This window comes from Bacillus sp. FSL W8-0629 (assembly GCF_038593225.1).
Taxonomy (GTDB): Bacteria; Bacillota; Bacilli; order Bacillales; family Bacillaceae; genus Bacillus; species Bacillus altitudinis.
Map to the genome: position 1 here is coordinate 3,683,465 of NZ_CP151975.1, position 12,633 is coordinate 3,696,097.

At 39.8% G+C, this 12,633-nt stretch carries 14 protein-coding genes and 1 riboswitch; of the genes, 7 read left to right on the forward strand and 7 right to left on the reverse strand.

Annotated features, from left to right (window positions below):
• Window positions 1-92 precede the first annotated feature (92 nt).
• Window positions 93-986, reverse strand: coding sequence for a hypothetical protein (locus tag NSQ17_RS19045; RefSeq protein WP_342467703.1), 894 nt, complete (start codon window positions 984-986; stop codon window positions 93-95).
• A gap of 182 nt (window positions 987-1,168) precedes the next feature.
• On the opposite strand from NSQ17_RS19045, the gene NSQ17_RS19050 reads away from it, so the two are divergent.
• Both NSQ17_RS19050 and NSQ17_RS19055 read left to right on the forward strand, forming a co-directional pair.
• On the forward strand, window positions 1,169-1,720 hold the full coding sequence (locus NSQ17_RS19050; protein WP_008347390.1) for a PadR family transcriptional regulator: 552 nt from the start codon (window positions 1,169-1,171) through the stop codon (window positions 1,718-1,720).
• 4 nt (window positions 1,721-1,724) lie between these two features.
• On the forward strand, window positions 1,725-2,213 hold the full coding sequence (locus tag NSQ17_RS19055; protein WP_008347392.1) for a DUF4188 domain-containing protein: 489 nt from the start codon (window positions 1,725-1,727) through the stop codon (window positions 2,211-2,213).
• 10 nt (window positions 2,214-2,223) lie between these two features.
• On the opposite strand, the gene NSQ17_RS19060 is transcribed toward NSQ17_RS19055, so the two are convergent.
• On the reverse strand, window positions 2,224-2,847 hold the full coding sequence (locus NSQ17_RS19060) for a CoA pyrophosphatase (protein ID WP_008347394.1): 624 nt from the start codon (window positions 2,845-2,847) through the stop codon (window positions 2,224-2,226).
• A gap of 170 nt (window positions 2,848-3,017) precedes the next feature.
• Here NSQ17_RS19060 and NSQ17_RS19065 point away from each other — a divergent pair, with 170 nt between their 5' ends.
• Together NSQ17_RS19065 and NSQ17_RS19070 are read left to right on the forward strand one after the other, a co-directional pair.
• Entirely contained in the window at window positions 3,018-3,224 is a 207-nt protein-coding gene (locus tag NSQ17_RS19065; RefSeq protein ID WP_008347396.1) for a helix-turn-helix transcriptional regulator, read from the forward strand.
• On the forward strand, window positions 3,221-3,901 hold the full coding sequence (locus NSQ17_RS19070) for a DUF3169 family protein (protein WP_342467704.1): 681 nt from the start codon (window positions 3,221-3,223) through the stop codon (window positions 3,899-3,901). Before NSQ17_RS19065 ends, NSQ17_RS19070 begins: the two co-directional genes overlap by 4 nt.
• Before the next feature lie 47 nt (window positions 3,902-3,948).
• On the opposite strand, the gene NSQ17_RS19075 is transcribed toward NSQ17_RS19070, so the two are convergent.
• On the reverse strand, window positions 3,949-5,295 hold the full coding sequence (locus NSQ17_RS19075) for an amino acid permease (RefSeq protein WP_160758289.1): 1,347 nt from the start codon (window positions 5,293-5,295) through the stop codon (window positions 3,949-3,951).
• Between the two features lie 162 nt (window positions 5,296-5,457).
• Window positions 5,458-5,537, reverse strand: a riboswitch (glycine riboswitch).
• Between the two features lie 276 nt (window positions 5,538-5,813).
• On the opposite strand from NSQ17_RS19075, the gene NSQ17_RS19080 reads away from it, so the two are divergent.
• The 3 genes from NSQ17_RS19080 to NSQ17_RS19090 all read left to right on the forward strand — a co-directional run bounded on the left by NSQ17_RS19080 (window position 5,814) and on the right by NSQ17_RS19090 (window position 9,378).
• Entirely contained in the window at window positions 5,814-6,830 is a 1,017-nt protein-coding gene (locus tag NSQ17_RS19080) for a LacI family DNA-binding transcriptional regulator (protein WP_039164885.1), read from the forward strand.
• A gap of 445 nt (window positions 6,831-7,275) precedes the next feature.
• On the forward strand, window positions 7,276-8,457 hold the full coding sequence (locus tag NSQ17_RS19085; protein WP_024720467.1) for an MFS transporter: 1,182 nt from the start codon (window positions 7,276-7,278) through the stop codon (window positions 8,455-8,457).
• Between the two features lie 18 nt (window positions 8,458-8,475).
• Window positions 8,476-9,378: a shikimate 5-dehydrogenase gene (locus tag NSQ17_RS19090; protein WP_008344408.1), complete on the forward strand. Its 903-nt coding sequence runs from the start codon at window positions 8,476-8,478 to the stop codon at window positions 9,376-9,378.
• A 45-nt stretch (window positions 9,379-9,423) separates the two neighbouring features.
• On the opposite strand, the gene NSQ17_RS19095 is transcribed toward NSQ17_RS19090, so the two are convergent.
• From NSQ17_RS19095 to NSQ17_RS19110, 4 genes are all read right to left on the reverse strand, one after another.
• Window positions 9,424-10,617: an MFS transporter gene (locus NSQ17_RS19095; RefSeq protein ID WP_024720468.1), complete on the reverse strand. Its 1,194-nt coding sequence runs from the start codon at window positions 10,615-10,617 to the stop codon at window positions 9,424-9,426.
• Between the two features lie 543 nt (window positions 10,618-11,160).
• Window positions 11,161-11,355 carry a hypothetical protein gene (locus NSQ17_RS19100; RefSeq protein WP_236552355.1) on the reverse strand — a complete coding sequence of 65 codons (195 nt, stop codon included), beginning with the start codon at window positions 11,353-11,355 and terminating at the stop codon, window positions 11,161-11,163.
• A gap of 316 nt (window positions 11,356-11,671) precedes the next feature.
• Window positions 11,672-12,091, reverse strand: coding sequence for a hypothetical protein (locus NSQ17_RS19105; RefSeq protein WP_327872213.1), 420 nt, complete (start codon window positions 12,089-12,091; stop codon window positions 11,672-11,674).
• A gap of 157 nt (window positions 12,092-12,248) precedes the next feature.
• Window positions 12,249-12,611 (reverse strand): hypothetical protein, encoded by a 363-nt coding sequence (locus NSQ17_RS19110; protein ID WP_035390066.1) that lies wholly within the window; start codon window positions 12,609-12,611, stop codon window positions 12,249-12,251.
• Between the last annotated feature and the right edge of the window lie 22 nt (window positions 12,612-12,633).

The following is a 12,633-nucleotide window of genomic DNA, read 5'->3' on the forward strand; positions in this document are numbered from 1 at the left end:
CACTCAAATATGTTTTGAAAAACCTTCATGATCCCTATTTATTCTGATCGCCCTGAAATGCCATTCACAACATTCATCTGTTCCAACACGATCTACTTTTGCCATTCTTTCGCCTTCTTTTTGAATGCTTCTGTTTGTTCTTGATATTCCTCTTTCGTGACCGCTTTAAATTCTATTGTCCCGCCTGCCATTTTAAAAGGAAATTTAATGTATGTTGCGTCTCGGTCAGTTTCACCTAAAATAAAACCCTTTTCAATTGCAGGATAAGTACTCAAATCAAACATCATCCCATCTGAAACTCCACCGGCTGTATGTTTCGTTTCTTTATAAGGTTCACCACCATCTCCTGGGGCCTTTCTCATTAGAAAAGAACCTGCCCATTCAGACTGCATATACATTCGTTTTACTTTTAGAAATAGTTGGTATGAACCATCCTCTGCCGTATACAGATAACCATAAGCGCCTGTTACTTTCTTAATGAAATTTCGTACATAATCATGAAATCTATTTTCCGTGTCATCCATCAGTTTCTCATATCGAGTATGAATGTCCTGTTGAACAGCACGTAGGTTTTTTTGATCAACTGCTTTGTATGTGATGCTGTGCTTTTCACCTTGTTTTTTCACAGAAAGATCCTTTTCGGCAAGGTGAATTTCATATGTGACCGTTTCTTTCCCTTGCTTCACATAAAATTCGTAACCGTTTTCAATTGATTTCCCAGTTAATTGATATTTGTTGATAAATAGATTGGGATCATAATGCCTTTTCGGATTTTCCTCTAAAATGGTTTCATTCAGATGACCTGTTACTTTTCCGTTTCTTTCCGTTACCTTGAACCAGTTCACACGATCATGAGTCTTATATGCAAAGGCGTAGGGATGATTCAAATCACTCTTTTTTGCGATTGCTTGATAGGCTATCCAGCCGCCTCCACCAATCAGTAGTACCGCCAGAATAGTCATGATCCAGATTTTTGATTTACTCATATGTCCCCTCCAAACTATGATCGTTCACTCTATATGAAGGATTCATCTTATTGATTAACCAATCAGTGATCTCTTCACCTCCTTTCTAGCATTTATTTTTTTCTCATACCTCTTGTATCTGCAGTTATACATCGTTTATTATATATCTAAATGATATATCTTTTAGATAGGTGTGTTGATCAATGAAAAAATACAATGATACGACGTATGCGATTTTGGGGATTTTGACGACAGATTGTAAGTCTGGGTATGAAGTGAAGCAATTAATTGATAGGAGCTTGCATCACTTTTGGAAAATTAGTTATGGACAAATTTATCCAGCTTTAAAGTTAATAGTCGAGGAAGGGCTTGCGAAGGTTTCACCCGCTTCTACAACTGGGCGCTCAGACAAGCGGGAGTATCATCTGACTGAAAAAGGGCTGGACACGTTGAGACAATGGCTGGCGCAGCCGCTCGATCAAGTACCATCAGAACGAAATGAAGTGTTATTAAAGTTATTCTTTGGTCAATATCTTTCGTTTGAGAAAAAATTGGTGCTTTTACAAGATTATGAGAGGCAGCTCCGTATCCGTTATGAGACATATGTTGCGATTGAACAAAACATTCAAGAGCTGTATCCAGATGAAGCTGATGCGAAGTATTGGCTATATACATTAGATTACGGAAAGAAAGTGGCGCAGGCTGGAATTGATTGGTGCGTGGAGACCTGTGAATCGATGAAGAAAGAAGGATGAACAAATGAAAAAAAATATACGTGCTGGCAGGTATACAACAGACAATTCTGAGCCGATTGTTGTGTTCATTATCGGAATGAGAATCAATAAACGCTGGGCTGTCCATCAATGGTTGCCAGTATTTAAGGCGATGCCGGGGATGATCAAAGAACTTTATACACATCAAGAAGAGCTTGGTTTTCTCGGGACAGAAAATTACTTCGGTTTACGCACCACCACCATGATCCAATATTGGAAATCAACAGAGGACCTCCTTGCCTACGCCAAGATGGAGAAGCATTTGGCTGCTTGGAAAGGATTTAACCAAAGAGCACGAAATAATGACGCGGTCGGAATTTATCATGAAACGTATCAAATTCAAGCCGGCTCATATGAATCTATCTACGTGAACATGCCTTCATATGGATTGAGCCAAGCTAAAGCGCCCATCCTAATTGGAAAAGGGAAAGGAAAAGAAACCGCAAAAGAACGCCTTTCCACAACAAATTCCTAGAGCTGATTCTCTAGGAATTTCTTTTTGCAACCATCACAAAATGTTTTAATATGCGGGCAGTTAATCCCCAAATGGTGTAACGATCGTAATCATAAAACCACTCCTCAATCGAACGACTCCCCCAGCTGTATTTTTCACCATTCATGATTTTTTCATAAGGAAAGTCCTCTCCTGGTGTTGGCTGCACCGATACATGGTGTAAGTATGGTTCGTATTGGCTGAGCCATGATAGAGGCACAGTAAAGGTCTCCTCTACTTCTTCTTGATTAAAGGAATGTTTGACCTGCTGTTCATCAATGATTCCGACAAATGGATATACCACAAAGGATGGAGAGGCAATATAAGGACTGAGCTGTCCTAACACCTTGACGGATTCGGGCGGAATCCCTAGTTCTTCATATGTTTCCCGCAGTGCAGCTTCTTGTGCGGTTTCGCCGCCGTCGAGTTTACCGCCAGGGAAGCTAATATCGCCAGGCTGTTTTCTCATCGTCAGTGATCGCACTTCAAATAAAACATGCCATTCCCCGTCTACTTGCACCAAAGGAACAAGGACTGCCGCTTTGAACGCTGTCTCTTCTCCGATAAATAGCGGCTGTGATTGATGTAAGTCACTTTTTAATTGATCAATGAACATGGGCATCACCTATTTTCTGTTTCTCTTTTCTTTAGCGTATCATTGATTACCTTTTGAATAAAGGCGATCTTTCTGACAATTATTTTTATCATTTTGACAATTATACTTGTCAAAATGAATATAATACTTTACAATCAAGATAACATTTTGATCAGAGTTGAGGTGACAGAATGAAAAATCGGCTAAAAGAGCTGCGGGCACGTGATGGTTTAAACCAAACGGAGCTTGCGAAACGGGCAAAGGTTTCCCGCCAGACGATCAGCTTAATGGAACGAGATGAATTAATGCCGTCTCTCTTACTTGCTATGAGGCTTTCACGTATTTTTCAAGAACCCATTGAACATATTTTTCTATTCGAGGAGGATGAACTCACATGAAAACTGTATACAAAATGCTCTTAGGTGCTCTCCTTGGTTTTCTCGGTGCTTACTGTTTGCTGGCAGCCGAATTTGAGCTGACACTTCTGCAAGCTGCATTTGAAGCAACTCTTGTCATCACTGGCTTGACAGTTCTATTCATCATTTATTGTTTTTCAGGCATTTCGCGCATGAAGAAAAGAGTCTCTCTTTCAGTATATGGTGATGAGGAGGATGAACTCGAGGTAAAACAGTACCGAACTTTTACTGATGTAACGTTAGCTAATACGGTGAGTACCATTTTATCGATCATTGCAATTGGAATTTCCATCGTAACCGAGCAGCCACTCTGGCTGATTCTCGCAAATGCTGCCTTATTTTTGATCACCGTCATTCTTTCTTATGCATCGATCTCTGTCCTAAAGCTCGTCTATCCTAATCGTCACCTACCTAGTCCAACCGATAAAGATTATGGCAAAAAACTGCTCGCCATTTCTGATGAAGGCGAAAAGCATGTGATGCTCGATGGGCTTTTTCACACTTTTCAAATGATGAATATTTTATTGACCGGTGCCATGTTTATTTTGATTGTCTATTCTCTTGGCGCCAATCACTCTCAGCTCTTCTCCATCATCGTCATTGGACTTGTTCTGATCATTCTTAATGCATACTATATGTTGAAGATTCGAAATCGTTAAATAAGCAAAAGCACAGCCATTTAAAAAGGCTGTGCTTTTTTCGTTCATTATGCTGAACGACGTTTCTGTCGTGCATAAATCAAAAATAAGAACCCAAACCATACTGGTGTCAATAACAGGGCTGGACGTGTTGCATCAGCGAAAAGCATGATGACAAGAATGGCAGCAAAGAGCACAAGAACCGCTATATTCACAAAAGGTGTAAATGGCGCTTTAAAGGTAGACGCCTCATGCAGTTCAGGACGTGTCTTTTTATATTTCAAATGACATATTAAAATAATACTCCATACCCAAATGAAACAAATGGCACTGATTGTTGTCACAATACCAAAGGCTTGTTCAGGAATTAGCTTGCTTAAAAGAGCCCCTACTGACACCACAATTGTCGACACAAACAGGGCATTACTTGGAACAGCATGTTTATTTAGACGGCCAAAGGATGCCGGTCCTTGTTTTTGATGACTGAGATTATACAAAATTCGGCTCGTTGAGAACATACCGCTATTACAAGCAGACGCCGCAGATGTCAGGACGACAAAGTTGATGAGTCCCGCCGCTACTGGTATCCCAATGAGCCCAAAGGTTTTCACAAAAGGACTTTCTGATGCACTGAGTTCTGTCCATGGGTTGATGCATAGTAATACAAAAATCGCACCTACATAGAAAAATAGAATTCTTAATGGAATTTTATTAATCGCGGACGGGATGTTTTTTTGCGGATTCGCTGTTTCTGCTGCTGACACACCGACAAGTTCCACGCCCACATACGCAAAAATCACCATCTGGAATGACAATAAGAAGCCTGTCACACCATTTGGAAAGAATCCTCCGTGTGACCACAGATTCGTTACCGTCACGGGCCCTGCATCTGTTTGGAAACCAATGATTAACAGGACAATTCCAACGCCAATCAACAGTAATATCGTAATCACTTTAATCAGTGCAAACCAAAATTCCATTTCTCCAAAAAGCTTCACCGTTAATAAATTAAATCCTAGCAAAATCAATAAACAAATAATAGCAGGAATCCACTGCGGAATATCAAACCAGTACTGCACATACACCCCGACCGCAATAACATCTGCCATCGCTGTCATAATCCAGCAAAACCAATACGTCCATCCTGTCACAAAGGAAGCCCATGGTCCAAGATAATCCTCTGCTATATCCGTTAAAGACTGATAGCCCGCCTTAGATAAGAGCAATTCTCCAAGTGCCCTCATGACAAAAAATATGGCCATTCCGACAATTAAGTACGCAAAAATGATCGATGGTCCTGCCAATTGAATGGCTTTTCCAGACCCTAAAAACAGCCCAGTTCCAATCGTTCCGCCAATGGCAATTAATTGAACATGACGGTTTGATAAATCTCGCTTTAACTCTTGTTGTGCCAATTCCAACACCCTCCTACGACACGATCCTATACTGAAATAATGAACTCTCAAAAAGTCCATAAAAAAAGAGATTGGATGCGCTCCAATCTCACGGTCATAAAAGAATAGCAAAATAGAGAAAAGCAATACACAGTATGATCCATGCATCACAAATACAATATTTCGTACTCTTCTGTCCTTTTGCCTGAGATTGTGAACCCTTCGGCGCCGCACATACATGCGGTCTCTCCAGAAGCTGCTCCTGCCATAGTGTGACCCACAGCAATCATAGCCTTCGATATTTACTTTAAATGTTGCTATTTCTGAATAATTTTATATTTTACGCCTCTAAAAGAAAGCTGTCAATGGTAATCTTTTAAGATGTTGTTTCCTCCTTATCTGAAGCTGATATGACATCACTTCATCAACACCCCTTGATTAAGGTATAATGAAACAAAGAATGTTCGGCTCGTTTGGTGGAGACATCCATCTTGATGATGAACCATAGTTAGGCAATCCAATGAAGTTGGTGAAGACAAATGAAAAAAATGAACAAACAGCGTGTGACATTACAAGAAGTCGCTCGGCATGCCGGTGTATCGACTTCAACGGCCTCACTCGTTGTTCGCAACAACCCTAGGATCTCTGAAGCCACCCGGAAAAAAGTGCTGCAATCCATGGAGGATTTGGGATACGTGTACGATCGCGTCGCTGCCAACATGCGGTCGAAAAGTTCAAATATTGTAGGTGTGATCGTCACGGATATTTCAAACACCTTTATTTCTGAATTTTTAATCGGTGTGCAAACCACCCTTGAGTCACTTGGCTATACCGTTTTACTTGGGACAACCTTTGATAGTGTGGATAAGCAGGAGCGGCTCATCTCCACAATGGTAGAGCACCGAGTGGGTGGAATCATCTTAAATCCAGCATCGAAAAGTTCGACACGAACGGTAAAACAATTAAACAACATTCGCACACCAAAAGTATTGGCAAACCGTGAATTAGCAGATGTCCATTGTGATTATGTCGGCGTTGATTATGAACAAGGCACTTGGATGGCGGTCCGTCATCTTCTTCAAAAAGGGCATCGCCGCATCGCTTTCTTAGGCGGAGTCAAATCCTCCTCGACTTGGATTGAACGGATGAAAGGGTTCAAAAGAGCCCATGATGATGAGGACCTGACGATGGATGAATCTCTTATTATTGATATGGTGCCTACCCGTGAAGGCGGGAAAGAAGCCCTTGCCCAAGTGATTGACCTTCCCGAACCACCTACTGCTATTTTTTGCTTCAGTGATTTAGTGGCGTTTGGGGTGATTCAAGAATTGGCAGCGCGTGACATCAAGCCTGGTAAAGACATTGATGTAGTTGGGTTCGATAACATCCCTGAAGCGGAGATGTATCACCCGCCGCTCACCACGGTCTCATCATTTCCACGATCCATTGGAGTCAAAGCAGCCAACCTTTTGTATCATAAAATGAACGAGCAGGATGAAGAACTGCAGCGATTGATATTAAAGCCTCAACTTCATATTCGAGAAACCTCGACATGATCATGAAAAGGAGAATTGCAAAGCGATTCTCCTTTTTTTATTGATCAAGTCAACTATTTCTTTATTACATTTTTCTTTTTTTAAATCGCAAAGTCATAAACTTGACACATTTTATACACAGGAGTATATTTATCTCGTTGCTTCTTTTAGTATATCGTTATACCTTTTGTGAACATATCGTTATTTATGATATCAACTACAGTTAAAGATGGATCTTTTGATTCTGATCAAATCGAGGAAGTCCATCAACTTATGATAACTGTTATTATTTTTAATTATTTAGTAGAACGATGTACTTATTTGAAGAACAGATGAATATTCATTATTTTTTTCATCAATCACACAAGGGGTGTTGTGATGGACTTAATATTATTTACGTTTAAGGAAATAACAAAGGGTAACAAGAATTTGGCCCGAACAGGGTTTCAAATATAGGAGTGGGAACATGAAAAATCCATACATTAAATCATCACTTGGCATGTACTTAAACTATTTCATGCTAGGCATGATCAATATTATTGTGGCATCAAACATGGAAAGCTTATCTGAACGCTACCATGTAGATATTCCAAAAATCAGCTTGCTTGTATCAGCAATCGGTATCGGTAAATTAATTGCTCTCTTTTTCTCTGGCCGGCTGGCAGACAGCTGGGGGCGAAAACCTGTCATTATTACAGGTAACTTTCTCTACTTATTATTCTTAATTGGGATTCCAATAACGACCAATTATACATTGGCTTTCATTTTTGCCATTTCCGCAGGGATTGCGAACTCATTACTTGATTCAGGAACATATCCTGCTTTGACAGAATCATTTCCTAAAAAAGCAAGTTCAGCTTCTGTTTTAGTAAAGGCGTCTGTATCAATTGGTGCGACTGTTCTTCCATTTATCTTGGCATTCCTTATTGCACATGACATCTTCTGGGGCTGGGCATTCTTTGGTCTAGGACTTCTCTATTTACTTGTAGGCATTTACTTGATCTTTATGCCGTTCCCAAATCATAAGCAAACGGCTTCTCAAAACGATCTTCCCGTTCAAGAGCAAATGAAGGAAGAACCGAAAATGTTTGGTGAAGGTTTAGCTGTTGTACTTATGGGATTCACGTCTACTGCATTATTTGTCGTATGGCAAACTTGGCTTCCACAGCTCGGGTTGAAATTGATTGGGCTTGGCTCAGGACAAGCGACACAGCTTCTTTCTTATTTTAGTATTGGTGCACTCGTATCTGTTCTATTGCTTTCAATCGTATTAGATAAATTCATTTCACCGATTATGGTCGCCATTATTTACCCAATCGGGGCATTCCTTGCCATGCTTTCACTATTTCAAATCGAAACGTACGGCATTGTCATTGTTAGTACCTTTTTCTTAGGATTATTTACAGCCGGCATTTTCCAGTTGGCGATGAGTATTATGATGAAATTATTCCCTACAAACAAAGCAACGGCTTCATCATATGTCAACATTGCGGCAAGCTCAGCGTTTATCCTTGTTCCGCTGATTACAAGCGGACTCGTTAGCACGTACGATATTAAAATGACTTTATTCTTCGATATGATCATTGCGGTCATCAGCGTATTGTTAGCAGTCTTTGTTTTACGACGCATGAAAAAATTGTTTAGATAATTAAAGGAGATGTCAATCATGACAAACATACACGAACGTAATATTGATGGAAAAACAAAATTAGTCGGTCTTCTTGCAACACCAATCGGACACAGCCTGTCACCACGGATGCACAACCTTGGCTATACACTAACAGGAATCAACTATGCTTACCTTGCTTTTGAGGTAGGAAATGATGAACTAGAAGCAGCAGTAAACGGGATGAAAGCAATGGGTGCAGCTGGATTTAACGTATCCATGCCGAACAAAATGAAAGTACTCGATTACTTAGATGAACTAGATGATTCTGCAAAATATACTCGCGCAAGCAACACAGTTGTGAACAAAGATGGCAAGCTGGTTGGTTACAACACAGATGGTCTTGGTTATGTAAGAAACTTAATTGAACACGGCGTTGAATTAGCTGGACAAAAGGTTACACTCGTTGGATCTGGCGGCGCTGCAACACCGATCGCCATTCAGCTTGCACAATCAGGTATTCGTGAAATTAGTATTTTTGCTCGTAATGATCAATACTTTGTTCAAGCAGAAGAAAATGTAAATTACATCAACAACGAAATGAAATCATTCGGTGTCAAAGCGAATATCTTCCCACTTGAAGACAAAGACGCTTTCCGTCGTGAAGTAGCTGAAAGTGCGATCTTAGCAAACGGGACAAGCCTTGGCATGAAACCATTAGATGAGCTCAGCATTATTGACGATACCCTTGATGTATTACGCAAAGACTTAATCGTGACAGATGTCGTCTACAACCCGCAAAAAACAAAACTTCTTGCTCAAGCACAAGAAGCTGGTGCCAAAACGATTAACGGTCTTGGCATGATGCTATGGCAAGGTGCCCTTGCGTACAAACTCTTTACTGGTGAGGATATGCCTGTTGAACAAGTAAAACAAATTCTATTTGAAAATGACCGTTTCTAAACGAAACATAAAAAAGACGACCTCCGCTTTGGAAGTCGTCTTTTTTTATTCGTGTATCATCACACGGCGATATCGATAAAGGATATACACCGCGCCGATGATCGCCACAACAGCCACACCCGCATCAAATATAAAGATTTGCAAAATGGTCGAGTGGGTTTCGATCAAACCAGTGACGACTGGAATCACAATGGCGGACACTCCGCCTGCTGTTGAGATAATTCCTGTCATCGTCCCTTTGTTTTTCCAGAAGAACTCAGCCATTACGGTTAACGTCAGCTGAAAGACACCCGCTGTTGAAAAGCCCAATACAAATGCATTGACGGTCCCGATGACTGGAGACTTCACGACCAATAGCACACAGATTGAGGCTAATGTAATAATCGGATAGAGTAGCAGCACGGTGACCGGACGGACAATGCGACGCAAAAGAAATGCGAGCAATAAGACAGACAGCAAACCACCCATGCTATAGTAACTAAGCAGCTTCACAGCACTGCCAGAAGCCATTCCCAATATTTCCTCACCGTACGTAGGCAGCCAAATTTGCGGCAAGGCGTACAGACCATTTGATGTAAAACTGATCACAATCAGTGCGACCCCTTCTCTCCAAAACGTAGGTTCTGATGAGAAGCGCGGAAGTCCATCATGCTCCGTCACCTGAACTTGCTCCACCTTGCGATGATTCGGAAATGGCAATGTCCACAGCATCATCACATTCACTAAATAGATAAAAGCAGGTACAAAAAACGCAAATCCATAAAACAGATCATGCTCTGCTAAAAAGAAAATAGCGAGCGGCAGAATGGTCGCCCCAATCGAAATAAACGCCTTCACCATCACATTTGCAGATCCCGAGTTTTGAGGAAAAGCTTCCATTAAAGCCGGATACGTCCCTGCATCCATCGCCGAATTCGCCACCCCTGCCAAAATCGCAAACGCAAACGCGATTTGATAATTCGGAGACAACGGGATTCCAATGAGGAACACCGCCATCAGCACCCCGGAAACCAAAATGACCGGCTTTCGTCCAAAACGATCTGACAGTACGCCCGATAAACCATACGTGAGCACCCTGCCAATACCGAGTGCAGATATCATATAACTTATCCCCGCACTATTTGTATCTAATTGTTTGATCAAAAATGGCATATTAGAAGCCAAAATAATATTGACCATACCTAATAAAAAATAATTGATATAAAGACTAGAAGCCGTTCTCAAATACGGATTCCTCATGCTGACACACCCCTCAACACATTGCAATGAAGTGACAAATAATGGTTACGCTTACAAGATTCATGCGTGAGGAGAAACAGCTTTGCAACCTTCACGTACTTGAAACATCTCATCATTTCATGCAGCTCACAGCTTACATGCCCTTCATTTATCAAGCATCTCTTCAAATTTTCACTAGCTCTTATTTTATATGAATGTGAAAGGTAATGATAGTGAATTGCTTAAATTTGAGGGAAATGGTGATAGAAAAAAATCCCTCTAAACTCACATTCCCCAAAGACTAAACTCACAAAAATATTCTTTACGCTCTATGCATCATCCAAAATGAAAATCCTCTGCTATTAAAATGAAATCACCGTATCCACTTGAGAATTTGATGTGCTCAAGAAGTTTCGTTAAATGATGAAACACTTCATTTACATTCATCAAGAGCGATTCAATTTCATGATCTCAGAAAAACAGCAATCTCCCTTGTTTAGGAGTCGCTATCACCCTTAAGGCCATTTCCGTTAACAGTTGTGTAGGCTTTTCTATATGCTCTAGTTAGTTGTCTCCATGTATTTGACTTTTATGTTCTCTTGATTGCAGGAAAGTTAATACCTTCTGACAAAACAAATGATTTTCTTTGATCTCTAAAAAAGGGGGTTCTGGAATTTTCATATAGCTTAATTCGTTTATTAAGTGCTTTCTTCTGCTTTTTTTTAAGGTTTCGATTTTAGTTTTTCCTTTATTATTCATAGGAGCACCTCCACAAGGCGTAAACATTGCTCTCTAGACATCTCCCCCTTGAAAATTCCACCAGGCTACACGGTGGAATGAACTGATTTCCAGATCAAAATTTCTGGATATAAATCTAGGAAATCAATATAAATGGGGACTCTGTATAATTAAATGTACGTAATAATGAATCTTATGTTGTTTAAAATCCGAATAAATACCTTCCTACTTACTCTATTTACAATGTGACATTTTTCATCAGTGTAAATTAAATAATCTTGATCAGTATAAAACCAATCAAGATCTTATTTCATCATTAAATTTCAGCAATAACAGACTAATTTGAATGTATTTTTGAAATGAAGTCTTGAAGAACTGTCTTTGCTGGTAGGTTCGCAGTAGTAGTCAACATTTGATTTATACGTTCTGTAACCTGAGGATGTTTCAGTACTATTTTTGTACCCTCTTCAATAGGATAACTTCTTAATGTATCAATACAAATCTCAAATAATTCAACATCATTAGTATTCAGCAAATCCAATAAAATATGAAACTCATATTCATTGCACTCATTATCGAGACAGTACGCAATTTTTCGCTGCCACTCTATTGGTTTATGGAGTACCTTTTTTGATAGTTTTTCCCAATCGTTTAGGCTAAAATACGAGAGTATCTCACTTACTAGTATATACCCTTCATCGTACCAAGAATCTACCGTTGTATCAGCGGATAAAAGTTTATCCAGTTCTATATACATTTTTAATGCTCCAATTATGGTTCCACATATTTTTCTTTTTAAGCATTGTTTGGTTTTTATTCATTATAAGACCACCACCATCAAGCATGTACTGCTCTTAGAAACGGCAAAACAGAGGAGTACTAGCTTTATTAACCTCGTAGAAATACATACAGTTTTATTTCCACCAGTTAGATGTAATTTCTTTTAAATGAAATTCTATAAAATCTATCACTTTGCTATAGTCATCAGAGCTAAACTCCTGAATAGGATTGTCCCAATCTGTATTTTTAACTATTAGAACAAGATAGTTGCCATCTGAAGATAAATCGGGATACCAACCTAAGTCCAATGTTATTGATGATTTCTCATGATAAAGCTGTAACAAACTTTCAGTGAACATAAACCATCTTTCATCTTCTGTTTCTAACTTTCTAGGGTCAATTTCCCAAAAATGATTATAACGGACATTCCAACCTTCAGTTATCCTCAAGGGATGGATGTTTACTTCCGGAATATCAAGTTTCACATGCTTTCTCATCTTTATCCAACCTCTTTGTTAA

Coding starts and splice junctions, on each gene's coding strand:
- NSQ17_RS19045 (WP_342467703.1), bottom strand. CDS start 986: ATGAGTAAATCAAAAATCTGGATCATGACTATTCTGGCGGTACTACTG.
- NSQ17_RS19050 (WP_008347390.1), top strand. CDS start 1,169: ATGAAAAAATACAATGATACGACGTATGCGATTTTGGGGATTTTGACG.
- NSQ17_RS19055 (WP_008347392.1), top strand. CDS start 1,725: ATGAAAAAAAATATACGTGCTGGCAGGTATACAACAGACAATTCTGAG.
- NSQ17_RS19060 (WP_008347394.1), bottom strand. CDS start 2,847: ATGTTCATTGATCAATTAAAAAGTGACTTACATCAATCACAGCCGCTA.
- NSQ17_RS19065 (WP_008347396.1), top strand. CDS start 3,018: ATGAAAAATCGGCTAAAAGAGCTGCGGGCACGTGATGGTTTAAACCAA.
- NSQ17_RS19070 (WP_342467704.1), top strand. CDS start 3,221: ATGAAAACTGTATACAAAATGCTCTTAGGTGCTCTCCTTGGTTTTCTC.
- NSQ17_RS19080 (WP_039164885.1), top strand. CDS start 5,814: ATGAAAAAAATGAACAAACAGCGTGTGACATTACAAGAAGTCGCTCGG.
- NSQ17_RS19085 (WP_024720467.1), top strand. CDS start 7,276: ATGAAAAATCCATACATTAAATCATCACTTGGCATGTACTTAAACTAT.
- NSQ17_RS19090 (WP_008344408.1), top strand. CDS start 8,476: ATGACAAACATACACGAACGTAATATTGATGGAAAAACAAAATTAGTC.
- NSQ17_RS19095 (WP_024720468.1), bottom strand. CDS start 10,617: ATGAGGAATCCGTATTTGAGAACGGCTTCTAGTCTTTATATCAATTAT.
- NSQ17_RS19100 (WP_236552355.1), bottom strand. CDS start 11,355: ATGAATAATAAAGGAAAAACTAAAATCGAAACCTTAAAAAAAAGCAGA.
- NSQ17_RS19105 (WP_327872213.1), bottom strand. CDS start 12,091: ATGTATATAGAACTGGATAAACTTTTATCCGCTGATACAACGGTAGAT.
- NSQ17_RS19110 (WP_035390066.1), bottom strand. CDS start 12,611: ATGAGAAAGCATGTGAAACTTGATATTCCGGAAGTAAACATCCATCCC.